Raw genomic sequence first — 22,905 nt, forward strand, 5'->3', positions numbered from 1 at the left:
CTTAGACTCCGGCAGCTGCGAGCCTGCGGCGCTCCATCATTTCTGCCTTGCGGATACCTTCATCGGCGTTGGCTGCGTGAATGTGGTACTCGATCGTGGTTTCACCTTGGCTGGTTTGCGGAGACATGACCGCAGAGTTCAGAGCGCGGGCAAACCCTGGATCTGAATTCATGGCGTCGAGAAGTGGTCGGGCTTGATCAGCGACCAAGGATCTGGTGACATGCTCACCAGCTGATAGCAGTGCGGGGACTGCGTCGGCGACCGGCCCTCCGATGAATGGCACGGTGCCGCCCATTGCGAATCGAAGTGGCACTCCCCATTGGTTGGCAATTTCCTTGAGCGGGTCGGTGACCGCCTCAGGGATCATGCCGCTCATTGGTTGCTTGCCCACGACGGCCTCCCACAGGCTGGCTTCCACATTTTTCAAAGCAGCTTGCTGCATCTCATAGGTTGAGTCGGCTATCTGCTCATCAACTTTGGAGCCGAGTGTTCCGTCGTCGTTGATCTTGTAGAGATCACCAACCCTTGCAGCCATGAGCTCGCTGCGGAGATCATCAAGATCCTGCTGCTTCTTCTTGATGCTCAGCTCTGCAGAGGCGCGAGTGGAGGCTTTGGTTTTCTCATCCATTTCGCCGAGCTTGAGCTGATCAATTCGGAGTTCTTCTTCCTTGGTGGCAAGATCTCGCTCCAGCTGGGTGATTTCGTCTTCGTCCACGTACTGGATTGTGCGGTCAGATGACGGCGCGGAGGTCGCATCTTGCCACATTCCCCAGGCCTGCAATGCGGGTGGAGAATCAGGAATCCCGAACACTCCCAGAGCGTCAGACACCATGCCCTTCGCAAATGCACTTGCAGCGATCCCTGCCACGTCAGACCAGGACGTCGGCGCATCAGACTTGGCTTGGAGTGGAGCGGCAACCTGCACCCCAGAGGCGCTTTTCGACGAAGACCTAGAGGTGGAATAGCCATAGGTTGAATCATCGAAATAGCTGTCCGTGAAAGATGAATCGGAAACGGGCAAATAGGCATGATCTGTGTACTGCGGGTCGTTCGCACCTGCAGCACCTCCACCGTATTGGCCATCGCCCCGACTTCCTCCCATCTCCACATTGACACCACTTGGAAGTGTGCCACTGGTGTGACCGCCCCACGGACCTCCATTGAACCACCCGAAACGCAGGTCTCCAGGAGACCCGATTCCCAGAGTAAAGCCCATATCAAGGAGCGCTTCACGTTGGTTCCCCGTTGCAAAGCGCCCAGCGAATGGCTCCAGGCCTGTAGCGAAACGGGCGATTGCTGACATTGCGCCACTGCAATCACCCCAGTTCACACCGCCCCAGACATATGGCTTTCCCTCGATACCTTGAGCGAAATCATCAATTTCAGCAGAGGACCTGACAGCACCATCTGCAAAATATGAGGTTCGACCATCCCAGGCAACAGAGGTCCCATCACGCCTCAAGAGCTCGCCATTCTTGTTGACGACTCCGAGCCCAAAGATCCCAGCGGTCTCAATCAAAATCTGCTCAGACTTGTGCCGCTTAGATTTTGCATGCGGAATCAAAGATTCCCCATCCGTCTCATCTTCGCCGAAGGTGACATACGATCCACCCGGGACGATCATTGCATCTTGCTGCGACAGCCACCCATCAGCTGCGTATCTCACGGATCCATTGGCCTGCATTGCACGCGACAATGCTTGGGTTCCACCCGCATTGTTGATGTACTCCGTTTGCTGGACCAGTGTTTGAATGTGAGTACCGTGTGTTACTAGCCCGTCAAGCTCCTTCTTGACGTTCTCTTTAGTGGTATAGGCATTGTCCGTGATTTGGATATTGCCGTTCGGCAAAGTTGTGACTGTAATACCCAAATCTTCCAGACGTGCTTTAGCTTCATCAGAAAGAGTTGTCACCTCAACGGTAGCGCCAGCATCAACTGCCGTAAGACCTGTCAAGACCGCAGCGAGTTCTTCTTGTGCACTATCCGCGCCTTGAAGCCCCACCAAGATGTCCAGAGTCTCGGGAACCAATCCGAAGTGATTAATGAGATCCTGCATTTGAGCATCAGTTAAGCCAAACTGCTCCTTCAAAGTTTGCAGAACTGGCTGCATTTCTTCGAACTTGCCAGCAGTATCACCTCCATTGACCGCAACGTTCTGCAATGTTGCGCCCAGCTCATCAAGCTGGTCAAAAAGCGCTCTGCCATTTGCTGTGGTGGTATCAAGATTTCCATCCAAACCAAAAAGCGAATCACCCAGTGCTCCCATGGGATCAGCCAAAGAAACAGCTTTCTCTGCCAATTCAGCAATCGACTCCGAGGCGTCCCTCATGGCACGCTCAGCGTCCTTCGGCGCCAACCCCATCAATTGGAGGATTGAATTCAGCGCAGAAAATTTGTCGTTTGCTGACGATGACTCGTCGGCCAAGATTCCGACAGCGTCCGCAGCTTCTCGCATTCCTGGATCCAGCTGACGAGCAGCGTCTACGGTGTCCAGGACACGCTGCCGAACATTCTCCAGCTCGTCCGCGGCGATCTGTCCTGCTTCATCGGTTGCCCGGAGATTCGAGACCAGCTCATTAAACTGCGGCCCGCCTTCGGCAACGACCCGATAGACATCTTCAACTGACAGGCCCATTTCAGAGGCGGTTTCTTCCATCCGCTTATAGGCATCGCCAGTGTCTCTTATTCGCTGCTGTTCTTTCAGCATTTCCACGCCTGATCCTTCAAAGTTCCAGGCATGAACTCCGGTGTCAGACAAGAACCCGTCCATCTGTTCACCAGTGGCGACAAGCGTTATCAACTCTGCTCGAGCAAGCTCCGCAGCAGCAGCCAGTCCGTCCTCTCCCAGAGCACCACTGGTGCCAGCCACTGCTGCAACCAGACCTGCTTGAGCGTCTGCAACCTCTGAAGATTGCCCTGCTAGAGCCTCTTCAGCTTCAGAGGCTCGATGACTCGCATCTGCAATCCCAACTACCAAGCCGGTGGCTGCCATGAGACCTACGCCCCACGGGCCACCAAAGAAATCAAGGACACCAGAACCAGCACGCTTGACTCCATCAAGAGCAGCAGAGGCAACTCCACCTTCACCACCAAGAACCTGCAGTCCTGCACCAAAACGGCCAATCTCCGGAGCACCAGTACGCGCGGCACTATATGCCTCAACGATTGATGACCCAACGACGCTGACCTCTTTGGCAGAAGTTCCCACACCAGACAACGAACCTGAAAGCTTGTCGACAACGCCCGGCATATACTTCCAGGTTCCCCATGCCGCTGCTGCAGTCAACACCAGCTGCGGATGATCCCCCAGGAGACTTGCCACCAGCTCTAATGGCCCCGACAACGTCGTCAGCACAGAACCTGCCGCACCAATCAACTCGACGCTCTCAGAAAGAACAGGGCTCAATGGCGCCAATGCCTCAAGGAGATCGCCTGCTCCCTCACCAGCCAACGCCAAATTCGGGCCAACATTATCCAGCCCAGACGCCAAGCCCTCGACGAACGTCAAGACTCCCGGCGCGGCGCCGGAGACTAATCCTGCGAATCCAGGGATGAGATCGCTCACGATGGTTTCGGCGACTGGCGGGAGGATCGTGGCGAGGTCGGCGACTGCGTCAGAGGTGGTTTGGAAGAAGTTTGTGAGAGTTGCGTTGCCGTCGGCGCTTTCAACCCAATCGCGAGTTCTTTGGGTGATGTTTCCGAGGGTGTCCAGCATGGGGTTTCCAGCTTGGTAGGCGGCACCTAGGACTCCGACGAGGGTTCCGCCGAGGTCGGTTGCAACACCCGCCAGTTGGCCAAGGGAGTCGATTCCGCCTTCAATGAAGTCATTGATTTGGCCGGTTTGGCGGGCTTCAGAAATGAAGGTGGACCAGCCTTGGGTAGCAAGGCCTAGACTGCGTGCCATTCCTGGGAGATATTCTGATCCGACGGTGGAGATGTCGATCCAGATTTGGGACAGTGGTGCTGCTGCGAGTGCAAGGCCGGAGATTGACCTTGCTGAATTGTCTAGGAATACAGAAAAGTCTGTTGCTGCTGCTTCGGTAGAGAACTGGGCAATTGATGCGCGGAGCCCTCGGTTGATCTCAGTGTTTGTGGCTGAGAGTCCTTGTGTGAGGTTTGGCAGTTGCCTGGTGGTGAGGGTTTCTACCGATTCGCCCAAACCTTCAAAGAGTGAGTTTTGGACTGTGGATTGCATGTCCGCCCACTCGTCTTTGACTCCATAGATTGATCGCATGAATCCGGCTGCGGTTGGTGCGAGCTCTGCGAGTGCAGTTTCGAATTCGGATGCGTCTCCACTCATTGCGGAAAATGCGTCGGAGACGCCCATTGATCCCACCATGATGCCGGCCAGAGCGGTTCCTGCTGCGCCTGCCATTGCAGGGATTGGCACCAATGCACCAGACACTGAAGCAAGTTCGACTGCCAAAGAAGTGATCGGGGCGATGGCACCGGACGCCACCGTTCCAATCGTGCCCATAAGGACGCTGCTGGCGCCGATCTGCAGGATCGAGCCGTTGACAGACTCCACCTGACGATCAAGAGCAGCAACCTGCAATTGAGCTGCTGCAGTATCGACGTCAACATCAACGTCAACAGTACGATTTCGAACGAGCCGATCGATCTCAGCTGCTGTTATCGCCTTGTTCAGATTGACGTCAACATCAACGGAGCTGTCCACAGAGGAAAGGAAACCATCGAGCTTTGCGCGGAATTTATCGGTATCTGGGACGATATCAACCGCGTGTTCGGAGTCGATCTGCTGGAGAGCAGCTTTGACCTTTTTGCGGAAATCCCGCAGGTCTGGGCGGATCGCAATAGATGCTGATCCTGCTGAATAGTTCACCATTTGAGGCCTCCTATTGTCCAGGCAGAAGCTGGCTTAACACGTGCGTTTTCTTGACGGCGATTCTGCGTTTCTCAACGCGATCCATAGCAGTTTCGGGGCGTGGCAAGCGTGGTGGTCGTTGATCACTGCCGCGGTAGAGCAGGCTGAACAAGAGATCTTGAATGCCGGTCAGCGCTTCAATTTCGGCTGTCCAATCCTCCAAAGGAGGGGAAGATGAACGCGGTTTTAGATCGAACACTGCCTCGGCAATGTCATCATCATCAGCGACGGCCGCGCGATAGTGGCTGCCACGTGGCAGCTCGTCTATGAGATCCAACAGCGTGCGCCAATCCCTTACACCTCGGAACCAATCATCAAGATCAAGTCCAAGATGATGGTGGAGATCCCACCGGAGTTGCTTCCCTCTCCTGCCGACGATGGAGGCTAATTGGTAAAAACCTGCGCGGCACCAGGACCATAGAAATGCACCATAATGTCTTCAATCAGCAAAATGCTGGAGGGACCGCCCTCATCACCCAAGGCATCAATTTTCGGCAAGACTTTTGAAATGTTTGGACCAAAGACCAAACGGAGAGCTTGGAGAACCTGGCCGGTTCGAAGAGATTCTGAAATCAGTTCGGAGGCAGTGAACTTCGGTTTCTCAACTTTAATCGGAGTGGTGAAGCCCCAATCAGCCCCCAAGATGAAAGGTTCATCTGTCGTTTTAACGGTTTGGATTTTCCCTGATTCAATGACTCGACGTCGGAGCTCCTCAAACTTGTTGATCGCTTCAGACTCGGGAGCTTCGGTCAGTTCTTGTTTCTTAGGCATGGCAGGCCCTTTCTTTAATTGTTCTTGAGAAGTTTGGTGGCAGGCAAAAGGGGTGTGGCGGCCTGCCACGGGAATCCACACCCCTGAAATCAGAAGTCGATGGGATCCGAACTTGAACCACCATCGACAGTTTGCGTGCCCCCGGCGCTGAACAACATGTCTTCGGTGGAACCAGAAGGTTCCTCAGGAGAAGATGTTGGCTCAACGCCGAGGGCCATTAGTTTCCCGCTGGTGGCAGGGTCAGACCGACTGCTGACGCATAATCTGGAACACCAGGGCCTGCAAGACCAAAGTAAAACGGCATCAAGGTGGAAGTGCTCTCCAGCTCCTTCATGTCCAAACGCACCGCGTATTCCATGATGTTCGAATCAGTCAGGTTGAGTGGATTGCGTGCGGTTTGAACCATGCGCGAATAAATCCAGTAAGGGTAAATGTCCTTACCAATCGCATTCTCGGCATCGAGACCAATCAAAATAACGGAGTACTCAGGCATCTTTCGATTACGACGCTTGGAGAACCGAATCTCGCTTGGGGATAACTCCGGAGTCTCAACGTCTAGATCCATGCCGGTTTCGAGGTTGATGAGACGCTGCTCCTGCGCCGTGTAATCAATACCAAACCCTTCAGTCTGGATAAGGTCACGACGACGCCCACGGGAGCCGTAGCCCTCGGGGCCGGTCAGTGTGAGCTCTGGTGTCAGGGTGATTCCAGCGGCCTTCTGGATTTCACCGACTGTCTTAAAACCTTCAGGCAGAGCCTGCAAGATACCAGTGTCATCCGTCAGCCGGTCAGGAATCGTCACTTCGCCGAACTTTCCCACAAGCACCGCAAAATTCAGCGGCGCAATGAGAAGCTCATCGTTCTTGTCTTTCAGATCATAAAAATCAACTGCAACCATGGTGCACCTTTCTTAAATCCGCCGTGTTTTCACGGCAGTCACTGTGAAATAAATCGTGACCAACCTGCGATCAGGATTCACAAATGGAGATTGAACTGGACCAACAAACTCAGCAATATCAGCGATCCCCGCCTCACCAGGACGATGATCATCAAAAAGCGCCCGAACCATATTCGCGACCAACCACGAATCCCGGCGCGTCGCGGACAGGACTGAGACTGCGATGTTTGCGTCGTCGCGGGCTCGCTGGTTCGGTGGGATTCCACCACCGACTCTGGTGATAAGGACGAAGAATCCGCCAGCGTCGAGTGTTGATGAGGCATCGTCTGGGAGTGCGGTGACTCCTCGACCCGGTGGACTGCATTGCTGGAGTGCTGGCGTCAATGCGTTCATCACGAGGGCTTCTATGTCGGCGAAGCGCTCTGCTAGATGTTGTGGGATTTGAACCACTATGCACCTCCCAGCATGTTGAGCACTTGGTGCCATTCTCGACCTGGCGATGTGATTTGTTCATTGCCGAACTCATGAGGAACCGCGTATTCGACGTTCGATGACACGATTGCATAGAGTGCGGAATGCTTTTTGCCTTTGTGGACCTGCAAGGTCACTTGAGCGGAACGCGCCAAGGATCCGGTGTCCCTAGCAACGATGGAATCCCAGAGTGTCGCTGCTCGGTGTCCTGCCGCGAGTGCGACTGCAGCCCAATCCTCACCCAGCGACCATTGATCCAGGAAGCTATCGTCTTGATCCCATTTCATGACCTTGTCCTCGCAGTTCGGAGAATGACCTCGGTTCCTGCGATGACGTTGGGGATCCGCGCATGTTCCCACGCGTCGACGCCCTCAACCCAAAACACCTTTCCATCCGGCAAGGTAATTTGATCATCGTCTTGAATATCCGGTGTTGACCTCCGGAAAAACAGGGAGACACGTCTGATAGTGATGGCCTTGTGGTCGGTGTCTTGGGTGGTTGTTGTCCACCCAATTTTCGCACCATCAACAAAGAACGATTGAACGCTGTCTGGATCTGGATCTCCGAAAGCGTCCTGATTCCCCGTCCGTGTTACCTTCACCTTGGCCACTGTTCACCACCCAGAAGATTGCGTGACGACGAAGTCCCCTGCAGATGGTGCGAGCGCGTTTTCGATCGCTTCGCGCTCCTGCTTTGTCACGTACAAATTCCCATCCGGGTTTGAGAACTTCATCGAGGTTGAAAACGGCCCCTGGGAATCAGTCACCGATTCCAACCCATCCTCACCAAAGCGAGTCAATGCCCGGCGCGTCATTGCGACGGTGATTCGACGGAGTGTCCGCCCGAGTGCTTCGTCTGGCGATGATGGGATTTCGAAGAGATCGGTGATGAGGTCTGACGCGTCCGAGAGGAAGGCTTCTGCGGTTTCTTCTGGGATGTCTGGATGTGCTGGCCACCTGGCCCAGAGGTCATTGATGGTGGCGAACATTTTAGGCGTCGCCGTCGACGTTGGTGATTTCGACGATTGCTAGTGGGTCGGTGATACCGAATGCGACGGTCATCCAGGATTGGAACCAGGTGGACTGGATCTTGCGGTCGTCCCAGGTTTCGGCGGAAAGTGGATCCTCAACGCCCATGGTTCCAACTGCGCCTCCTGCGACGAGGTAGGAGGTGCCCTTGGTCAGCAGTGGTGTCACGATTGGGGTGATTCCAAAGCTTGCGTAGAACGCCTGGACTGCCTGGTCGTTTTCAAGGGCGATCTTGAGAGCTGCATCATCATCGGTGTTGGTGAGGAGAAGATTGTAGGCGTATCCAAGCTCTGTCTTTGCTCCTGCTGCTACTGCGCGAATCAGATCGGCGCGTGCGGATTTCTCTGCGGTCTTGGTTCCGGAGGTTGCCTTTCCTGCCGCAACCCAGCCACCGGAAGCAACGGTTAGCTTATCGCTGCCGAGGTCGGTCAGGGAGCTCTTGAGCGCCTCGAGACCACCCTTGTGGATATCGCTGGTGATCGTGTTAGCAAGCTTTCGAGATTCACGCTGAATCACAGATCCTTGGTTGCGCTTGCGTGCTTCGTCAGTGACCTTGAACTTGCCGCCGGTCTTTTCGACCTTCTCCACCTTTGGTTCGGTGTCGGTGGATGACACGATTGGGAACTCGGATCCTGCTGGGATCTTCGACGTTCCTTCAACCTTGGTGTCGGTCTTTACGGTCTGATCGAAGATGATCGCTCCACCTACCGCATTTTCTGGGGTGAATAGCTTGTCAATGAATAGCTGCTCATTGACCTTTTCAGCGATGTAGCTGGTGATGCGAGTTGGTTCCTGCAGCATCAAATCGACGGTGATCGCACCATCAACGACATTAGGGCTGGTCAAAGGATATGCAATTGACATAAGGTTGTTTCCTTCCTATTTGAATGCGACGTAGACGAGGTTGTTTGCTGCTGCTTGAGTGGCGATGCCAATTACCGCGGTGTCCGCTGGTGCTGTGACTGCGACGCCGTTTGCTCCAGCAGCGACGTTAGCGCCAGCTGCAATCGCTCCAGTAGCCTTCGCTTCCGCGACGACGGTTCCTCGCAGAACTGTGACGAGATCGCCCTGCTTGACTTCGTGAGCCACGATCCCGAGCGGAATCGAGCCTGCGGTCGCAGCAGCGACGGTTGGTGTAATGCCTCCCGCGGTGACGATGACGAGGGTTCCTGCGTCAAGATCAGTTCCTGCCTTGGCTGGGATATTCGCACCTGGCTCAAAGCGAACGTTTGTGGTTTTCATTTGTTACCTTCCTTGTTTCGAGCCACAGCGGCATTCGCCCACATCATGGCTTCTTCTAACTTGGTGATTGCAAGCGCTTTTTCTCGACTATCAGGTGCTTGCTCATCGATAGCCTGTGCAGCACGTAGGCATGCTTGACGCATGCTCGTATGGAGGTCTCGTTTCTCATCGGTGGTTGCTGGATGGAATGCGAACCTGTGCTCTAGATCTGAGGTGGCCATATCATCGCCAATGCGATGGATAGGCGGTGGCCGCACCAGCGTCGGACTTCTGAGACGCACCTGGCTTCATGGAATCAATCGGGCGGTTTGAAGGAGCCGCAACAGCTTTGGCTGCAGCTGCATGAAGCTCCTGCAGCCTCTTTGCATTGGCCTCCATTCCCTCAGATGACCCGCTGCCCAGCAATCCGAGATCTTCGCTGGCAAGACCATAGGTTTGAGCCAAACGCAGTTTCGTATTCTCCTCAGCCAGCAAAGCCTTCTCACTTTGCAGAAGCGCCTGCGCCTCCTGGAGCTTTTCAAGCTCTGACTTCTTTGCCTCTTCAGCTGCACGAGCAGCCTCTGCTAACGGGGCAAGTTCGGCAATCTTCGCGCGTTTGGCTTCCAGCTCTGCTTGTGTCGCTGCGAGCTGCGCCGCAATGTCCTCGGGGGATGATTGGCCAGTGGAATTATCCGTCGCTTGGGCTTGTGCATCATCGACGGTGGGATTCTCGTCAGACAAAGTGACCTCCTCTTTAGGGTCTCTTTCGTGGATATGACAAAACCCCACCGACGTGGGGCTAGCGGTACGCCAGGACTCGAACCTGGAATGTGGCCACTGCGTACCAACAGAGGATTATCCTTCTGTGCCCGGCGCGTACCGGGTCTTGTCTTCAACGGCGCTCCATCGTTTTGCGAAGCGGTCGAGTGGTTGTTCTAGACCTTCTTTGATTTCGTCCTTTGTGGGATTTTCGGTTGCGTTATCCCACATTGATTTGAGCTTTTTGTACTCGGTTTCTCCTTGCCATTTGCGGCCTTTGATCACGAGGACAGCAGCGCAATCGCAATTGGCGTGGTAGGTCATTCCTTCTCTGGAAGATTTGGATCCAGCTGTTAGGACTGTCTCTTCGCTGTAAACGGGTCCTCGGCTGGCGAGCATGGCGCAGAATGCACAGTTTTCGTCGCCGGTGAGAACCCGTGCCCAGCCCAGTTCCTCACCCGTGGTTGTTGTTCTGCGGTAGCTTTGCGGGGTTGTTTCATTGCGAGGTTCGGCCCTTACTTGCCCGCCCGCTGCGGTATCGATGACTGCCTGACGACCGGCGTCCCTGGCGTGTCTTTCCGCTGCAGCTGTAAGCTTTTTGGCTGCTTTTTCAATGACCTCTGGAGCGTGCCGGTTGTCATCGGTGATGATGATCTTGTCACCACGGGCAGCTCTGGTGACATCATCCATGAACTCGATTGGAAGCGCTGCGCGCCTATCCTCCCCGATGTTGAGTGCAGAGGCAAAGGTCTTGAACGTCGCTGACGGGGCGTAATCCCTGAGCGTCGCTGGCTTCACTTGGAGTCCGTACTCAGCAATCTCTAAACCCATTTGGATAACTTGCTCTGCGTAGATTTCCCGGCGCGCCTGCAAGATCACCGGGTAGATGATTTCGACGAACTCATAGAGGGTTGCTGCTCCGGTGGGGACGCCCGTGTCGGTGAGAGCTTTGACGATTGCTTTCTCAAGGTCTTTGAGAATAATTGCCATTGCTTTCCGAAGATCAATCAGACTCATGTCCAAAGACCTGTTCCGGTGACGACATCAGTCTGGGGAGGTGAGTCATTGATGGAGTTCTTGACGCGTTGAATCTTTTCCTTTGACCAGCCTGGAATGTCTTCAATGAGGGCTTCTGCAGGGATCCCCAGCATTGTTGCCAACTTGCCAAGACCGTCCACCCATTGAGCAAAGCTTCTGGAGGAGAGATCCTGCCATGACACTTCAGAGGTGAAGTCGCTTGCTGCTGCCTCGTCCCCTGCGACGTGTGCGCAGAGGCGGAGCAGCTGCTCGTGTGATTCTCCTATGGAGGTTCTGATTTCGCTTGCTTTGTTGTCTCGTGCGTTTTCCATCAGGGCTAGGCCTTCTGCTGAAACGTTTGAGATGGCGTTTGCTCCTGCCATTTGCGGTGGGATTTGAGCAATCGCAGTGAGATCTCGGAGTGTTGACTCCTTTGATGTGGTGTAGCCGGTGAAGTCGGTTTCGTCGAATTGCCCCGGCTTGACCTTGGAGCCATCGGCGTTAATCCACCAGGTGTCGGAGGCCTGCATGCGAGCTTGGGTTTGCTCGTCCTTTGGTGCCCAACCGATAACGTATCTTTGCTTGAATGCGGATACGTATTGGGTGTTTCCTTGCTCCCAGTTCGTCATATCCAGGCGTTTCTGCATGGAGAGAAGAGGTTCGATAATGCCGCGCTGTTCCTCTCCGTCGAGAAGCATTCGGTCTTGATAACGAACCACTGGAACATTTCCGATTTTATGTTCCCTGGCTTCAATGAAATCAAAGTTCGAGTGAGTATTCCATGTTCTCGATGCCCAATCAATTGCTGATACTGGGGCGTTTCGAACTCCGAAGTAGTAGATATTTTCTTCGTCCCACATGCGAATTCGGTTGTTCTTGATCTCAGCTGCCAGGATGGGCCATTCCGTCGATACGCCCTGCTCTCCTGGCCAGAAGAATTCTTCGCCGTAGAGGGTGACCATTTGGCGGGGAGATGCAAGCCCAATGATCGGCTGGTTTCCTGTCGCCCCACCACGGGAAACCACCGCGTACCCTGTGCCGTACTGGAGTGTTGATCGGTGGAGCCCCGTTTGGCGAGCGTTCATGCGGTTTCGCAACCACCATTGCCAGATATCAGACTATGTCGCTGACCCTGTGTAGTAGTTGTCGACCTTCAGCGCTTGAGAGAAAACATCAAGAATCAATGGCAGGTAGTTCGTTTGAGATGATTTAGCGATCTCAATCTGACGAGAACGCCCCACCTTTGTCCCCAGCAACCCAAATTTTTCTGCGGCCTGAGCAGCTGTCCATGGCTGCATTGCTGCATGAATTTCATCCATGCGCTTGCGCTCTTCAGCATGGACCCTCAGCAGCTCCTGGACTGCGTCCGTTGCTTGCTCTCGGTTCATCACCATGTCACCACCTCACCGTCATAAAATGTTTGTTCGGAATCTCCAGCGAGCACCAACTGCCGCACCATGCGAGCACCAATCATGCACACACCAAGGTCAATCTTCTTCGATGACTTCGGAGTTTCTTTCTTCACGGAAATTCCATAGCGATTCTCATGCCTGCGCATATTCCTCACATGCATTCCGAGATCCGCGTCTCCGTCATGCGTGAACCCCAGCTCAAGAATTTCGCGCTCCACTAGCTCGCAGGCCTGCGTGAAATCCCACGTCTTAGAACGCATATCCCAAGCCACCCACTGCGGAGCTTTTCCTCCAGGGACTGCCATGATTTCCAGCGTGTCCCTGAATTCTTCAGGCCATTGCAGCTTCGTGAATGACTCCCATTCACGGACGTCAGCGAAAAAGCCAGCGACTTGGTAGGTCTCTTTCGCCCAGGACACTCGAGCAGCGACGGATTCAACATCGATGATTCCTTCCTCTGGAGGCTCCCAAAAGCCAATCTTGAAAATGTGCCCATCGCTGATCCTGCAACCGACAAGCGCTGTGGTGTCGTTCGACAGCGAGCCATCGAAGAACATTGCAATGCGCTCCCCTGGCTCGACCTCAATGTCTGGCCGCGCCATCTGAGCCCAGTTTTTCGGATCCGCCCAAGAACGCGTATCGACGGTTGGCCAGTTCAAATACTTTCGCTTGGAATCATCAGCGCTAGTCTGTGTGTTCCAAATTCGTTTAATCATTGAGCTGATTTGCTCTAATGCCCATGGACAATCTGCATAGACAAATTCGAGAGCATTTCTCAACGACTTTTCATCCGACAAATCAGTATCCGGCGGAGCCATTCGGGCGTCATAAAGCGTTTTACCGCCCTTTGACCTGCCGACTTCCTGCAGGCACCATTCATCGAAGTTCTTTTCCCCGACTGAGTTAAGCCCCGGTTTCCATGCATTGAGGGTGCACACCACCCGATTGCCGCTCTTTGAAAGATTATCGACAATCGTTGAGAACAACTCGACGCCACCATTTTGAGGGAGCCAGTGCTCCGTCTCATCACAAATCGCTGCGGTGATCTCCGCACCTTCTTGCGTCGACGCCGCAGAAGTGATTGTCTCCAGCTTTCCGCCACCGGCAACCTGAATCTGAGTTTTATAAACCTCAAAATCATAATCACGATGCAGCTGAGGAGCATTCTTCTTAGAAACCATCGCCGTAATCATCCGGAATGTGTTCTTCGTCTGCTCCCTGCTCACTGCAGCGATCTGAACCCACGGCAGCTTCACCGGCTGACCAATCACGCCACCTGGAACACGATCATCAAAACGAAGGAAACGAACCGGTGCGAACAGTTCCAGCAATGCCAACACTGCTGCAAATGGGCTCTTCCCTGATCCTTTTGCAAGACGACGCTCACCGGAGGAGTAGATCCAGTAACCGCATTCGTCAACCGCGTAGAACCACAGGATGAACCGCGCTTGCTCCCGCGTGAACTGCCACCTCTGCCCGGCGCGCTTGCCATTTGGATGGCGCAAATATTTTGCCGCCCATGCAAGCGCTTCATATCCCAGGGTGCGCTCTGGGATCCCTGGTGGGAGGGTGATCAAGCGATCTGCCGCTGCAACCTCATTTTGTGATGCGACACGATACGCCACCGTTTACCTCCTAGCTGGGGTCACCTCCCATCAGCCCCATGTCTCGATAGTTGTCCATGATCGATACGACAGCCGGCGCGTCTGGATCTATTGATTCCGCTTCACGCTGCAGCTCCACCTTGATCCTGCGACGCTGACCTTCCGTCGTGAGAAGATCACCCATCGCTGACCAGAGAACCTCGAAGGCACTAGCTCGAATCGGGTTTCCTGATTCTTTCGACTTCTTCAAGTGAAGATCCAGCTGCGTGGCCACGAGGACCGCTGCCTGCCAATCGGACGGTTCGAAGAAGTACGCCTGGCCAGATTCCTTGAGTGACCTAAACCATTCTTTTGTGAGCGGCTCCCAGTGGGAACGGACTCTGGGGATCTTCGTGGTGTTCGCTGCAGGTGCTTTGGCAACGCCGAGCACATCGGGACCGTCCTTGTTTCGCCTGATCCGCTGATCGGATCGCTTGCGGGCAACCATCAATAAACCCCCTTTGAACTGGTTCTTTATGAATTGGTTCGAGAATTTTTCCTGACACCGTACAGCTTTTTTCGCCCCATGCTTGCCGTCCCCGACTTGAGCCTGCCTCTGAGTCCCTCCCCACCCCTGCGGTCGGGATTAGACGAGGCCTGGGTGCTTGGCGACGGGGAGCCTTCGGCGTGCGAGCCTGCGTTTTTGGCCGCGCTCCCACTCTTTTCGGCTCTTGGCGCTGTGGATCGGAGTGATCAACCACTGCAGGTTGTCGAGCGAATCCGTTCCACCCTCAGCGTCGGGAATGATGTGGTCAAGCTCGAGACGGAATCCTTGAGCTTTAGCCTCAGCCTCAGTCATGCCAGTGACAGCACAGACCAACGGGAGCTCACGCCTGGCCTTCCGGTACAGCGCTTTCCATTCGGGAGTGTTCGTTCTTGTCTGCCCTCGTTGCCAAGCCATGGTTCCTCCTCATGGTTGATCTACCCAGGGCCCGTAGGGTTGTCGCCTTTGCGTTCCCCTGGCCAGATCCCAAACACTTCCTTGAAGTAGTTCGATGCAAGACCTTGAGCCTGGGTTCTACTCATGTACTTAGACAAGAGGTTGACCAATGTGGTCCATGGATGCGGACTGCTTGCCCACTTGGCCAAGCCCTCACCCGCAGTCCAGTATCGCTTGAGCGCTCGCCCATCTCCGACACCTGGAACATCTGCCACGGCTCACCTCCAGACATGGCTAAACCCCGAGAGCCATGGGCTTCTTCGGGGTTAGATCTATCGAGCGTTAGCTTACCACTGGTGGTGGCTGGTCACGAAAATACGAACGTCGCACCTGCTCAACCACATCATTGAACCGCACGATCACACGACGATCAGGAAGAACCTCAGATGGCACTAGCCCTTCTGAAATCCACTTCTGCAATCGCCACCTCGACAACTCCATGCCCGAAGCTTTCACCCAGCGCACAATCTCACGAGCTGTCCCAACCTCAGGGATCTCGCGAGACCATGGCGATATGCCTGGCACATCAATGACTTCTCTCACCAATGACGAGATCCCCATGATCTCCTCCACCATGCGGTCAAAGAATGGCAGCTCCACCAATGAGTTGGCACACTCGAACAGCCGGCGGCACCGTTCATCAATCCCCAGATCATGTGAGATCTGCAGGCCTGCCTCAGGGGCAAAGCGAACGACGGCGCTGCACCAGGTTGCCAGCACACCCTCAACCTCAATCTTGAGATCGACAATCCCCACCACGATTGGTGGCTTCGATCCAGGAGGAGCAGACGAACCACCAGTCGCCTCAGCAGCAAACGACATCTGAGGAACAAGAAGATCATCGAGATATTCAGCCCTACGTTCAAGATCAGTTAAAGCCTGACAAAGAGAAGATAAAAGATCATCCATGATTAAAGCCTTTCTAAAAGATTTATTGAGGGTGTATCTCAAGGTCTCCCCGTCCCGTCCCGTCCCGACCCGACCCGACCCGGACTCTCCAGAAATGCACACCACCTTCTAGAGAAAGGTTTTGAGAACATGAAGGTGTTTTGGGTACGCCAAAGGAAGCGACGTCGAAAAAGGTCACATGACATCACCTGAAGCTCAACTCTTCGGAATTTCCAAAGTGTTGAGCACGGTGTCGAAGACGTCCGCTTTCGCTGCGTTAATCCTTGGCTCGGTTTTCTTGAGCAGATCTAAAGGATCTAAATGCTAGCGTCGGCGGCGACGGCGCTTCCGTGCGGATGGTTGTGGTTCGTCCTTAGCAGCACCCAAGTCACGCACGTGCGACTTTGACGGGTGCTGCGGGTCTCGCTCTGCCTGGGTGACAGATAGTCCCATGGATCGATGTATAGACAAGGTTTCAGCTGTAGTCGCCGAACTGGATGCCCGGCGCGTTTGTACCTCTTGCGCTGCTCGACCCTGGGACTCGACCTGGTGGGAATCCTGTGCGGGGAGCTGCGGGGCTTTCCCTGCCTGGGTGGCAGGTAGCCCTGAAGGTTGGGTGGATGGGGGTTGGGTGTCCGTTGCCCTGCTGGTGGCAGGGTCCGTGTGGGCCTCGACCGAACCTGTGAGTGGGTTCGGGATTCCCATTTGGCGTGCAAACCGTGCGACGGTTGGTGGCCATTTGGCTAAGCGCTCGAGGAGCTTTGGGCCATAGATTGGTTCGTCGGGTGCTGGAAGTAGTGGGAGTTCGATGTTAGCTTCTTGGCCGAGATCGTGTCGGAGCTGGTTGCAGCCTCGGCATGCGACGACGTAGTTCTCTGCGGTGGTTTCCTCATCGATGTTGATGTGGTCGTATTCGCGGCCTGCGTCGCTGCGTGTGTCTCCCCATACGACTTCCCCTCCGCAGTATCGGCATTGGTCGCCGTCGCGGAGCATGACGGGAACCTGGAGTGATGCGCGGTTTTGGTCGCGCTTGCGTTTTGCGGAGTGTTTCTTTTCGTCTGAGCGGATGTTGTTCCACTTGTCTTTTCGCTCGAGGAGCTTGAATCGGCGGGTCTCGCCCTCTGAAATATCCGTGAGGAGCCCGATCGCGATGAGATCTGCAATCAGTCTCTCAGCATGTGACATGCCGAGCTGCACGATGGCTGCACCGTAGGAGATTTCGTAGTCGGTCCATTGCTGCGCGCTATATGTGTACAGCGCGCTACATGCGCCTTTCAGCTCCAAGACGAGGCGATCGTCGCCTCGTTGAGCGGCAAGTTCTGTGGCTTTCATCCAGCAGTCCCAAGCGTTGAAGGTGTCATCGACTCGTCCCCATGCCATCAGATAACACTCCCGGAACGGGGCTTTGCTGTGGTGTGGTTTCGCATTGATGTTCCTTTTGTCGTTGGGCAAGTCATGGAGGTTGTGGACGTGGCGGATCTCTGCTTGTGGAGATGGTGTTCATTACCATCACCTCCTGCCAAAAACGGCACGGATCAAGGCTGCTGAATTCAATGCATCGAAGATTGGTCGGTGAGCAACCCGAAGGAATTCCGGTGGAAGTTCCCTGAACATTTCGTTACGCTCGACGTTCTGCTGGTATGCGATCGCTTCGAGTTCCAAGGCCACAAGATCAGGATCCTCGATGGTTCCTAATAATGCTTGGTGCGCTAGCAAAATTGATGTGGCGTCAACGCTGCGATAATGAATCACATCGAGAATGCCCCGCCAATGTGGTGACTGTGCCAGGAATCCCCGATCGAAGCTAATACTCGAGCCGACCATCGGCAGCGCCTTGTCTTCTGATTCTTCGACAATGAATGCTGTGATCTCTTCTGAGATCTTGACAGGGTCGATTGGCAGGTGATTCCAATTGATGTCTTTGATCAAGCCAGAGGTTCTGTGCATGTCGATCACAGTGCGATCAATGTTGCGGAAAATCTTATCTAGACGTTCCTTTGAACATGTCAGCCATGATTTAGCCCTTAGAGGCTTAAAGTGTTGATCAAGTGAGACAACTCCGATTTCAAGAATTTCATCTGAAAATTGATCTAACCCCGTTGTTTCAATATCGAGTGCAATAAAGTGCGCCATGATTGTTTCCTTTGCTTTACGCCGACCGGCGGCTTGATCTCTTTGCTTTCAGATTTCTGACTGCTGCCGAGCGATTCTTCCGTGAAAAAATCGGGAAGCACTCTTCGCATAAACCCTCCCCCATGTGATTGCGGGCCACTGGAGGAGTTCGCTTTCGATACTTGCGTTGAGGATTCATGAGCTCGCCACAAACCGCGCACGTTCGTTGCACGTCGCCTTCCCACAGAGATCCATAGGCAACATCTCCATATCGGCCTGCCATGACCCCATCAATTGGAATCGACTTCAACTCCATGTCACTGAGAGCACGCTCGCAGGGATCAAGCAGCGGGCACCGTTGACACAGAAACCGCGCCTGTCGGTGGCGTTCTTCCATCTCTTCAATTGGCTCTTTTCCTCGCCGAGATTCCCACAATGACGGCTGGGCGCGGCTGCTCTCATGCCCTGGAAGCGCGCACACTCCCATCACGTCGGAATTCATCAGGACACCCCATGTGCTGGCGATGCCCCAACAATCTTCAAACTCTTCGAAGAAGTCACAGATAGTCCAGAGTCATCAAAGGAAAGCGGCTGATCATCCGAAGTGTCTGTGTCTTCATCCTTTTGACGCCCCTCAGTACATGTCAGACCATAGGTCGCTCCGGACAGCAACACTCGAGAAAGAACTCCCTCAGGCGCTTTAAGGAGCCTGATTTGATGCTTCTGGCCCATGATCTCTGCAACCCGCCCGACCAACGCCGTCTGAGCTGGAAACAGCACTGCGTCAAAATCTTCGTCAGCATCGATCGCAGTCTCAATTGTGCGATCTGCATGCCCTGGAAGCTCAAGATCACTGTTCCGACGGACTCGACTATGACGAATTCCAATCCCCAAGCCAGTCTCATCGGTGATCTGAATCCACGAATCAGCAATAATCAAGCCGGCCTTAGCCACTTCGCCCTCTGAACCCGGCGGCAACTTGATCGGGAACTTTGCCATTACGCTCGCCTCTGAAAGCAAGCATTCAAAAACTTCATCGCGTTGATCGACGACATCACACATCTCGGTAGGGACCGTCGCGACAAATGTTGACGTCTTATTCAATGCCGAGATCTGCAGGACGCCGTCCTCTGGCAAAGGCCGAAACTGGATCGACCCAAAGAGCTTCTTATCCGCCACTTTCAACGCAGCCAAAAGCGCAGATCTAAGCTCCTCGTGATAACAAATGATCTTCGACTGCGGACTCATAACCGCCATCGTGGCCTCCTAATAGTTGTAACTGACCGGGAATCTCAACAGCCGGCAACGACCGACGCTGTGTAATCCACCGGCAAATTTGCACTTTCCGCGCTGCACTTTGCTCACTCCACCATTGATCCGCGGCGTCAACCTCAGCGGTTTCCATTCCAAAACCCTTTCGCGTCAGAGATGACAGACTGCGCTTTCTCCCTCAAATCCGGTGGGATGGGAGTCCCCTCGCGCTCATTGGCGCATGACAGTCGATGGGCGAGAAACAACAACTCTCCCTCCTCAACCGCCTGCACACGCTCCGCTTTGGACAAGGCAATCGCGATCCGTCGATATTCACCCTGCGGACTACGCTCCACGTTCAAAACGAATGTTCCATGGTCCTGATCAGAGGAATAATCCAAAGCGATCTGCTTCCCGCTTCTTGTGAACTCAAACCTGATTGGTTGACTGCACATCTTGCAAAAAGCCTGATCAGACATGAGCTTTGTCCTTCATCAAAAATTCAACGTTGGACACCCACTCGATGAACTCTTCCAGCTGAGCAGCGTCCTTTTTCAACCCCTTGCTCTCAAGATCCCGAGACCAAGCAATAAGGGTGCTCACCTGTACAAATTTGCGTCGGTTGATGATCTTGAATTTGGTCACGGACATCATCGATGTCCAAGAAAACGGCACCGTCGAAACAAGATCCCCCACCTCAACCAATCGCTGGCGCTTGCTGCCAGCAACTCGGATCAAACGGTTCTTCTTTGGACATAGCACCTGATGCACAATCATGACTACCTCCGAGAACCACGGAGATATGGCTGCGTATCGGGCTGTTCGTCCAAGCTATTATTGTCAGGGTTTTGGGGACCATAAATTTTGATTGCCAAAAAGAATTCTTCGCGTAGGTAGTCATGCGGCTCCCCAAAATCCCACCCTTGGGACTTCCAAACTTCCGCAATCTTTTGGACACATTCTTCGACTGCGTCCTCAATGCGATGATCATTGCTAGACATTGTCTTCCCACCTCGAGTTCATGGTTTTCACCAAAGTCTCCAAAGATGAAAGCCTCCCGGTGAGATGTGACACTGTAACTTTGGATGCCGCGGTTGATTCCAGATCATCCAATTCCCTGGCAAAGCCATCGACGATTGCCTCTACTGTGTTGAGGTCTTCGTGAAGGTAACGGTTTATTTCAGCTACCCGCGATAAAGCAGCTTCCACCCCGAGGACGGTCAAGATGTTCGCCACGGCGAGCAGAGCAACGCAAACAAACAAGGCGGTAGTCATCTCAGAATCCCCCAGCAATCAATATGAGACTGAGAAGAATAACGACAAGTCCGGCATGAAATTTCAGAGGGACGATACCGACCCATGATGCAGGGTTCATTTCTTCCTCGGCTTTGCTTGATTCACGATGATTCGATCGGCCATCAAACCAACCCAAACAACTCCGGAACCGTCGTCGTTGAGCTCGATGTCGAATTCGCTGGCGGTGAGACATGGCAATGGCCTTCCGTTGATTTTGAGCTCACCAGGAATCCCCGAAGGTGAGGTTGTGGTGATATGGATTCTTGTTTCTGGGGTACGAACGTCTGGCTCCTGCTGCCTGCTCGGGTGAGCAAGTGCGGCCGTTTTAATAGGATGCAATGCTGGCATGTCAGAGGTGACAGGCTTGGTGATCCCGGTGGCCTTCTTCGGCATTGCAGCTGGGGTGTTCATAGCGTCTCCTTGAATTCTTCGATTGCGTTTGCGCATTTCAGCAGCGCAGCATGTCGTACTTTCATGATGGTTCTGAGGTCTCCGTCGAGAACCAGCCCGAGTAGTTCGTCCTCAATGAATTCCGCCGCGGTGTTGATCTCTTCGATGCACCAATCAAGCGTTTCAGCTGAAACCCCGTAAATAACGGAATCAATTTTGGGAATGCTGATGGTCATGAAACTTTCCTTTCTGAAAGAGTTTCCATTCGATGTGTGTTTGCTGAGATGAGTTCATCAATTTCTGCGCGGATGTAGAGCACCTTCCGGGGGCTCAGGCTCACGCGAGATAACTTCCCTTGACGTGCATATCTCCGCAGCGTCGATTTATCGATCCGCAGGAGGTCGCATGCTTCTGAAATTTTGAGGTATTTTGAATTCTCTGAGCTCATATCGATGTCACTTCTTCTGGCTTGTGAACTGCTGTGATCGCGACGATTGAAAGTGGTATGGCATACGCCCTTTCTGGGACTTGCACATCGACGGTGTCTCCTCTGATCTCCACAATTTCCGATGCCTCCTGGATATATCTCGTTGTAATGTGCGTCCACCCCTTATCAACGAGTGCTTGAAGCTGGTCAGCGTCGAGGTGCCTTACTGGCTTCGTGGTAACCTTCATTGCAGATCCTCTCTTTTGTTGGATTGCCCGTCCCGAGATTTGCCGTCCTGGACGGGTTTCTTCTTTTTCTGAAAGATTTCAGCTTCAATCATTCTTCGACTCCTTGGGCATCAGAGAGTGCAGCTGAAAGTAGGAATGAAGCTGAGCTTGCGTTCTCGCGGAAGGCGTTTGACCATGCACCGCTTTTGTGCCTTGTTTCGGCGCATGGGGATTGGGCTTCGCAATACATCCGAAGAATCTCTGTCATGCCTCTAACTCGGTCAATCGTTGAATAAGATTGAAGTGGCGCTGCGAGATTACTAATAATGGCGTTTTCTAGGTCAATTACAGCGAGCACTTCCTCTTTGTCTCTAATAGCGATGCCGTTCTCGACCTGTAATTTCATTCCAGTGGTTGTGAATCCTGATGCGCGTTCTGCTGCCTTATAAAAAACAGCCCCCTTGTTTTTCAAGCACTGCTCTGCTTGAGCACCCTGATCAATGAATACTTCAATGATCCGCTGGTCAAAGGCCGAATATGGTTCTGGCAACAAAGAGCTGAGAGCCTTATTGAATGCTTTTTCTACACTGATACAATCTCGCCAATCAATGGTGAGGTTTAGAAATAGTGCTCTCTCAAGAGTTGCTGTTCCAATTTCAACGGCCAGGTGGCCGGCTCCAATCAAGTCCACCGCGATCAGAGTCTCTTTCATGATCAAGTCATCAATTCCTGGAACATCTTCGATGTTGACCACACCACGTTCTTTCAGCTTCGCGGCCAAGATATGCGCCATGAAGTCCTCGGGGTTTGGCAGGATCTTTTTTGCGCGATGGTTAAGCTCACGGACAAGATAATTGATGACTGCGTTATCAAAATCCATTCTTTCGTCTCTTTCTTAATTGCCCGGCGCGCATGCTGTGGATTGCTAGGCCGGGTGGGATTTGCTTATGAGTTGGTGCGTTGCCATTCCCCGAGGTCTTCGCCAGCTGCAAGCAGTCCCTGCAGGATTTCCGCGATGCGGGTAGCGAGTGGTCCTTGTGCTGGGTGGTCGTGTGCGATGTTTTCAGTGACGAGGACCTGGCCGTCGACGATTCGACCGATCAGGTAGGAGCGCATGAGTCCGACGCCTGGCAAGCTGCATTCCCATGCGCGAATGCGGGTGTCCCACTTGATTTCGACATCACCGATCTTGATGACGCGGCCTTCGCCGAAGAAGTTGGTTGCTTCTTTGGGGAAGTTCTTGATTTTGATTTTCATTTCTCCTCTTTC

31 protein-coding genes are annotated in these 22,905 nt (G+C 53.7%); all 31 read right to left on the reverse strand.

Annotated features, from left to right (window positions below; translation table 11 throughout):
• Position 1: 1 nt before the first annotated feature.
• The 31 genes from SFC07_RS11020 to SFC07_RS11170 all read right to left on the reverse strand — a co-directional run bounded on the left by SFC07_RS11020 (position 2) and on the right by SFC07_RS11170 (position 22,893).
• On the reverse strand, positions 2 to 4,846 hold the full coding sequence (locus tag SFC07_RS11020) for a hypothetical protein (protein WP_411208306.1): 4,845 nt from the start codon (positions 4,844 to 4,846) through the stop codon (positions 2 to 4).
• 10 nt (positions 4,847 to 4,856) lie between these two features.
• A complete protein-coding gene (locus SFC07_RS11025) occupies positions 4,857 to 5,162 on the reverse strand; it encodes a hypothetical protein (RefSeq protein ID WP_411208307.1) in 306 nt (101 codons plus the stop codon).
• A gap of 107 nt (positions 5,163 to 5,269) precedes the next feature.
• Positions 5,270 to 5,725, reverse strand: coding sequence for a hypothetical protein (locus SFC07_RS11030; RefSeq protein ID WP_411208308.1), 456 nt, complete (start codon positions 5,723 to 5,725; stop codon positions 5,270 to 5,272).
• Between the two features lie 148 nt (positions 5,726 to 5,873).
• On the reverse strand, positions 5,874 to 6,554 hold the full coding sequence (locus tag SFC07_RS11035) for a hypothetical protein (RefSeq protein WP_411208309.1): 681 nt from the start codon (positions 6,552 to 6,554) through the stop codon (positions 5,874 to 5,876).
• 12 nt (positions 6,555 to 6,566) lie between these two features.
• Positions 6,567 to 7,004, reverse strand: a complete 438-nt coding sequence (locus tag SFC07_RS11040; protein ID WP_411208310.1) for a hypothetical protein — start codon at positions 7,002 to 7,004, stop codon at positions 6,567 to 6,569.
• Positions 7,004 to 7,312, reverse strand: coding sequence for a hypothetical protein (locus SFC07_RS11045; RefSeq protein ID WP_411208311.1), 309 nt, complete (start codon positions 7,310 to 7,312; stop codon positions 7,004 to 7,006). The genes SFC07_RS11040 and SFC07_RS11045 overlap by 1 nt, the downstream gene beginning before the upstream one ends.
• A gap of 326 nt (positions 7,313 to 7,638) precedes the next feature.
• Positions 7,639 to 8,013: a hypothetical protein gene (locus SFC07_RS11050; protein ID WP_411208312.1), complete on the reverse strand. Its 375-nt coding sequence runs from the start codon at positions 8,011 to 8,013 to the stop codon at positions 7,639 to 7,641.
• A gap of 1 nt (position 8,014) precedes the next feature.
• Positions 8,015 to 8,917 carry a major capsid protein gene (locus tag SFC07_RS11055; RefSeq protein WP_411208313.1) on the reverse strand — a complete coding sequence of 301 codons (903 nt, stop codon included), beginning with the start codon at positions 8,915 to 8,917 and terminating at the stop codon, positions 8,015 to 8,017.
• Positions 8,918 to 8,932: 15 nt separating this feature from the next.
• A complete protein-coding gene (locus SFC07_RS11060) occupies positions 8,933 to 9,295 on the reverse strand; it encodes a capsid cement protein (RefSeq protein ID WP_411208314.1) in 363 nt (120 codons plus the stop codon).
• A gap of 222 nt (positions 9,296 to 9,517) precedes the next feature.
• On the reverse strand, positions 9,518 to 10,015 hold the full coding sequence (locus tag SFC07_RS11065) for a hypothetical protein (RefSeq protein ID WP_411208315.1): 498 nt from the start codon (positions 10,013 to 10,015) through the stop codon (positions 9,518 to 9,520).
• Positions 10,016 to 10,129: 114 nt separating this feature from the next.
• A complete protein-coding gene (locus tag SFC07_RS11070) occupies positions 10,130 to 11,050 on the reverse strand; it encodes a hypothetical protein (RefSeq protein WP_411208316.1) in 921 nt (306 codons plus the stop codon).
• Positions 11,047 to 12,162, reverse strand: a complete 1,116-nt coding sequence (locus tag SFC07_RS11075) for a phage portal protein (protein WP_411208410.1) — start codon at positions 12,160 to 12,162, stop codon at positions 11,047 to 11,049. The genes SFC07_RS11070 and SFC07_RS11075 overlap by 4 nt, the downstream gene beginning before the upstream one ends.
• Positions 12,163 to 12,168: 6 nt before the next feature.
• Positions 12,169 to 12,444, reverse strand: coding sequence for a hypothetical protein (locus SFC07_RS11080; protein WP_411208317.1), 276 nt, complete (start codon positions 12,442 to 12,444; stop codon positions 12,169 to 12,171).
• Entirely contained in the window at positions 12,438 to 14,087 is a 1,650-nt protein-coding gene (locus tag SFC07_RS11085) for a terminase (RefSeq protein WP_411208318.1), read from the reverse strand. The genes SFC07_RS11080 and SFC07_RS11085 overlap by 7 nt, the downstream gene beginning before the upstream one ends.
• A gap of 10 nt (positions 14,088 to 14,097) precedes the next feature.
• Positions 14,098 to 14,553: a hypothetical protein gene (locus SFC07_RS11090; RefSeq protein ID WP_411208319.1), complete on the reverse strand. Its 456-nt coding sequence runs from the start codon at positions 14,551 to 14,553 to the stop codon at positions 14,098 to 14,100.
• Positions 14,554 to 14,691: 138 nt separating this feature from the next.
• Positions 14,692 to 15,006 (reverse strand): HNH endonuclease signature motif containing protein, encoded by a 315-nt coding sequence (locus SFC07_RS11095; protein WP_411208320.1) that lies wholly within the window; start codon positions 15,004 to 15,006, stop codon positions 14,692 to 14,694.
• A 20-nt stretch (positions 15,007 to 15,026) separates the two neighbouring features.
• A complete protein-coding gene (locus tag SFC07_RS11100; RefSeq protein WP_411208321.1) occupies positions 15,027 to 15,260 on the reverse strand; it encodes a hypothetical protein in 234 nt (77 codons plus the stop codon).
• 67 nt (positions 15,261 to 15,327) lie between these two features.
• The gene (locus SFC07_RS11105; RefSeq protein WP_411208322.1) at positions 15,328 to 15,954 is read right to left on the reverse strand and encodes a hypothetical protein; all 627 of its coding nucleotides are present in this window, start codon (positions 15,952 to 15,954) and stop codon (positions 15,328 to 15,330) included.
• A gap of 303 nt (positions 15,955 to 16,257) precedes the next feature.
• Complete coding sequence (locus SFC07_RS11110) at positions 16,258 to 17,313, reverse strand: hypothetical protein (RefSeq protein WP_411208323.1); 1,056 nt, start codon at positions 17,311 to 17,313, stop codon at positions 16,258 to 16,260.
• A 129-nt stretch (positions 17,314 to 17,442) separates the two neighbouring features.
• Positions 17,443 to 18,066: a hypothetical protein gene (locus tag SFC07_RS11115; RefSeq protein WP_411208324.1), complete on the reverse strand. Its 624-nt coding sequence runs from the start codon at positions 18,064 to 18,066 to the stop codon at positions 17,443 to 17,445.
• Positions 18,067 to 18,546: 480 nt separating this feature from the next.
• Entirely contained in the window at positions 18,547 to 19,302 is a 756-nt protein-coding gene (locus SFC07_RS11120) for a hypothetical protein (protein WP_411208325.1), read from the reverse strand.
• 134 nt (positions 19,303 to 19,436) lie between these two features.
• Positions 19,437 to 19,775 (reverse strand): hypothetical protein, encoded by a 339-nt coding sequence (locus SFC07_RS11125; RefSeq protein ID WP_411208326.1) that lies wholly within the window; start codon positions 19,773 to 19,775, stop codon positions 19,437 to 19,439.
• Complete coding sequence (locus tag SFC07_RS11130; protein WP_411208327.1) at positions 19,768 to 20,073, reverse strand: hypothetical protein; 306 nt, start codon at positions 20,071 to 20,073, stop codon at positions 19,768 to 19,770. Before SFC07_RS11130 ends, SFC07_RS11125 begins: the two co-directional genes overlap by 8 nt.
• A 2-nt stretch (positions 20,074 to 20,075) precedes the next feature.
• The gene (locus tag SFC07_RS11135; RefSeq protein WP_411208328.1) at positions 20,076 to 20,297 is read right to left on the reverse strand and encodes a hypothetical protein; all 222 of its coding nucleotides are present in this window, start codon (positions 20,295 to 20,297) and stop codon (positions 20,076 to 20,078) included.
• The gene (locus SFC07_RS11140; RefSeq protein ID WP_411208329.1) at positions 20,290 to 20,571 is read right to left on the reverse strand and encodes a hypothetical protein; all 282 of its coding nucleotides are present in this window, start codon (positions 20,569 to 20,571) and stop codon (positions 20,290 to 20,292) included. Before SFC07_RS11140 ends, SFC07_RS11135 begins: the two co-directional genes overlap by 8 nt.
• Positions 20,572 to 20,667: 96 nt before the next feature.
• On the reverse strand, positions 20,668 to 21,003 hold the full coding sequence (locus SFC07_RS11145) for a hypothetical protein (protein WP_411208330.1): 336 nt from the start codon (positions 21,001 to 21,003) through the stop codon (positions 20,668 to 20,670).
• Positions 21,000 to 21,218, reverse strand: a complete 219-nt coding sequence (locus SFC07_RS11150; protein ID WP_411208331.1) for a hypothetical protein — start codon at positions 21,216 to 21,218, stop codon at positions 21,000 to 21,002. Before SFC07_RS11150 ends, SFC07_RS11145 begins: the two co-directional genes overlap by 4 nt.
• Entirely contained in the window at positions 21,215 to 21,430 is a 216-nt protein-coding gene (locus SFC07_RS11155; RefSeq protein WP_411208332.1) for a helix-turn-helix transcriptional regulator, read from the reverse strand. Before SFC07_RS11155 ends, SFC07_RS11150 begins: the two co-directional genes overlap by 4 nt.
• Positions 21,427 to 21,657: a hypothetical protein gene (locus tag SFC07_RS11160; protein ID WP_411208333.1), complete on the reverse strand. Its 231-nt coding sequence runs from the start codon at positions 21,655 to 21,657 to the stop codon at positions 21,427 to 21,429. The genes SFC07_RS11155 and SFC07_RS11160 overlap by 4 nt, the downstream gene beginning before the upstream one ends.
• Before the next feature lie 88 nt (positions 21,658 to 21,745).
• Entirely contained in the window at positions 21,746 to 22,516 is a 771-nt protein-coding gene (locus tag SFC07_RS11165; RefSeq protein ID WP_411208334.1) for a hypothetical protein, read from the reverse strand.
• 65 nt (positions 22,517 to 22,581) lie between these two features.
• A complete protein-coding gene (locus SFC07_RS11170) occupies positions 22,582 to 22,893 on the reverse strand; it encodes a hypothetical protein (protein ID WP_411208335.1) in 312 nt (103 codons plus the stop codon).
• Between the last annotated feature and the right edge of the window lie 12 nt (positions 22,894 to 22,905).

Origin of the sequence: Corynebacterium callunae (assembly GCF_046592015.1) — a bacterium.
Lineage (GTDB): Bacteria > Actinomycetota > Actinomycetes > Mycobacteriales > Mycobacteriaceae > Corynebacterium > Corynebacterium callunae_A.

Coding starts and splice junctions, on each gene's coding strand:
- SFC07_RS11020 (WP_411208306.1), bottom strand. CDS start 4,846: ATGGTGAACTATTCAGCAGGATCAGCATCTATTGCGATCCGCCCAGAC.
- SFC07_RS11035 (WP_411208309.1), bottom strand. CDS start 6,554: ATGGTTGCAGTTGATTTTTATGATCTGAAAGACAAGAACGATGAGCTT.
- SFC07_RS11045 (WP_411208311.1), bottom strand. CDS start 7,312: ATGAAATGGGATCAAGACGATAGCTTCCTGGATCAATGGTCGCTGGGT.
- SFC07_RS11050 (WP_411208312.1), bottom strand. CDS start 8,013: ATGTTCGCCACCATCAATGACCTCTGGGCCAGGTGGCCAGCACATCCA.
- SFC07_RS11055 (WP_411208313.1), bottom strand. CDS start 8,917: ATGTCAATTGCATATCCTTTGACCAGCCCTAATGTCGTTGATGGTGCG.
- SFC07_RS11060 (WP_411208314.1), bottom strand. CDS start 9,295: ATGAAAACCACAAACGTTCGCTTTGAGCCAGGTGCGAATATCCCAGCC.
- SFC07_RS11070 (WP_411208316.1), bottom strand. CDS start 11,050: ATGAGTCTGATTGATCTTCGGAAAGCAATGGCAATTATTCTCAAAGAC.
- SFC07_RS11080 (WP_411208317.1), bottom strand. CDS start 12,444: ATGGTGATGAACCGAGAGCAAGCAACGGACGCAGTCCAGGAGCTGCTG.
- SFC07_RS11090 (WP_411208319.1), bottom strand. CDS start 14,553: ATGGTTGCCCGCAAGCGATCCGATCAGCGGATCAGGCGAAACAAGGAC.
- SFC07_RS11095 (WP_411208320.1), bottom strand. CDS start 15,006: ATGGCTTGGCAACGAGGGCAGACAAGAACGAACACTCCCGAATGGAAA.
- SFC07_RS11105 (WP_411208322.1), bottom strand. CDS start 15,954: ATGGATGATCTTTTATCTTCTCTTTGTCAGGCTTTAACTGATCTTGAA.
- SFC07_RS11110 (WP_411208323.1), bottom strand. CDS start 17,313: ATGGCATGGGGACGAGTCGATGACACCTTCAACGCTTGGGACTGCTGG.
- SFC07_RS11115 (WP_411208324.1), bottom strand. CDS start 18,066: ATGGCGCACTTTATTGCACTCGATATTGAAACAACGGGGTTAGATCAA.
- SFC07_RS11120 (WP_411208325.1), bottom strand. CDS start 19,302: ATGGCGGTTATGAGTCCGCAGTCGAAGATCATTTGTTATCACGAGGAG.
- SFC07_RS11125 (WP_411208326.1), bottom strand. CDS start 19,775: ATGTCTGATCAGGCTTTTTGCAAGATGTGCAGTCAACCAATCAGGTTT.
- SFC07_RS11130 (WP_411208327.1), bottom strand. CDS start 20,073: ATGATTGTGCATCAGGTGCTATGTCCAAAGAAGAACCGTTTGATCCGA.
- SFC07_RS11135 (WP_411208328.1), bottom strand. CDS start 20,297: ATGTCTAGCAATGATCATCGCATTGAGGACGCAGTCGAAGAATGTGTC.
- SFC07_RS11140 (WP_411208329.1), bottom strand. CDS start 20,571: ATGACTACCGCCTTGTTTGTTTGCGTTGCTCTGCTCGCCGTGGCGAAC.
- SFC07_RS11145 (WP_411208330.1), bottom strand. CDS start 21,003: ATGAACACCCCAGCTGCAATGCCGAAGAAGGCCACCGGGATCACCAAG.
- SFC07_RS11150 (WP_411208331.1), bottom strand. CDS start 21,218: ATGACCATCAGCATTCCCAAAATTGATTCCGTTATTTACGGGGTTTCA.
- SFC07_RS11155 (WP_411208332.1), bottom strand. CDS start 21,430: ATGAGCTCAGAGAATTCAAAATACCTCAAAATTTCAGAAGCATGCGAC.
- SFC07_RS11160 (WP_411208333.1), bottom strand. CDS start 21,657: ATGAAGGTTACCACGAAGCCAGTAAGGCACCTCGACGCTGACCAGCTT.
- SFC07_RS11165 (WP_411208334.1), bottom strand. CDS start 22,516: ATGGATTTTGATAACGCAGTCATCAATTATCTTGTCCGTGAGCTTAAC.
- SFC07_RS11170 (WP_411208335.1), bottom strand. CDS start 22,893: ATGAAAATCAAAATCAAGAACTTCCCCAAAGAAGCAACCAACTTCTTC.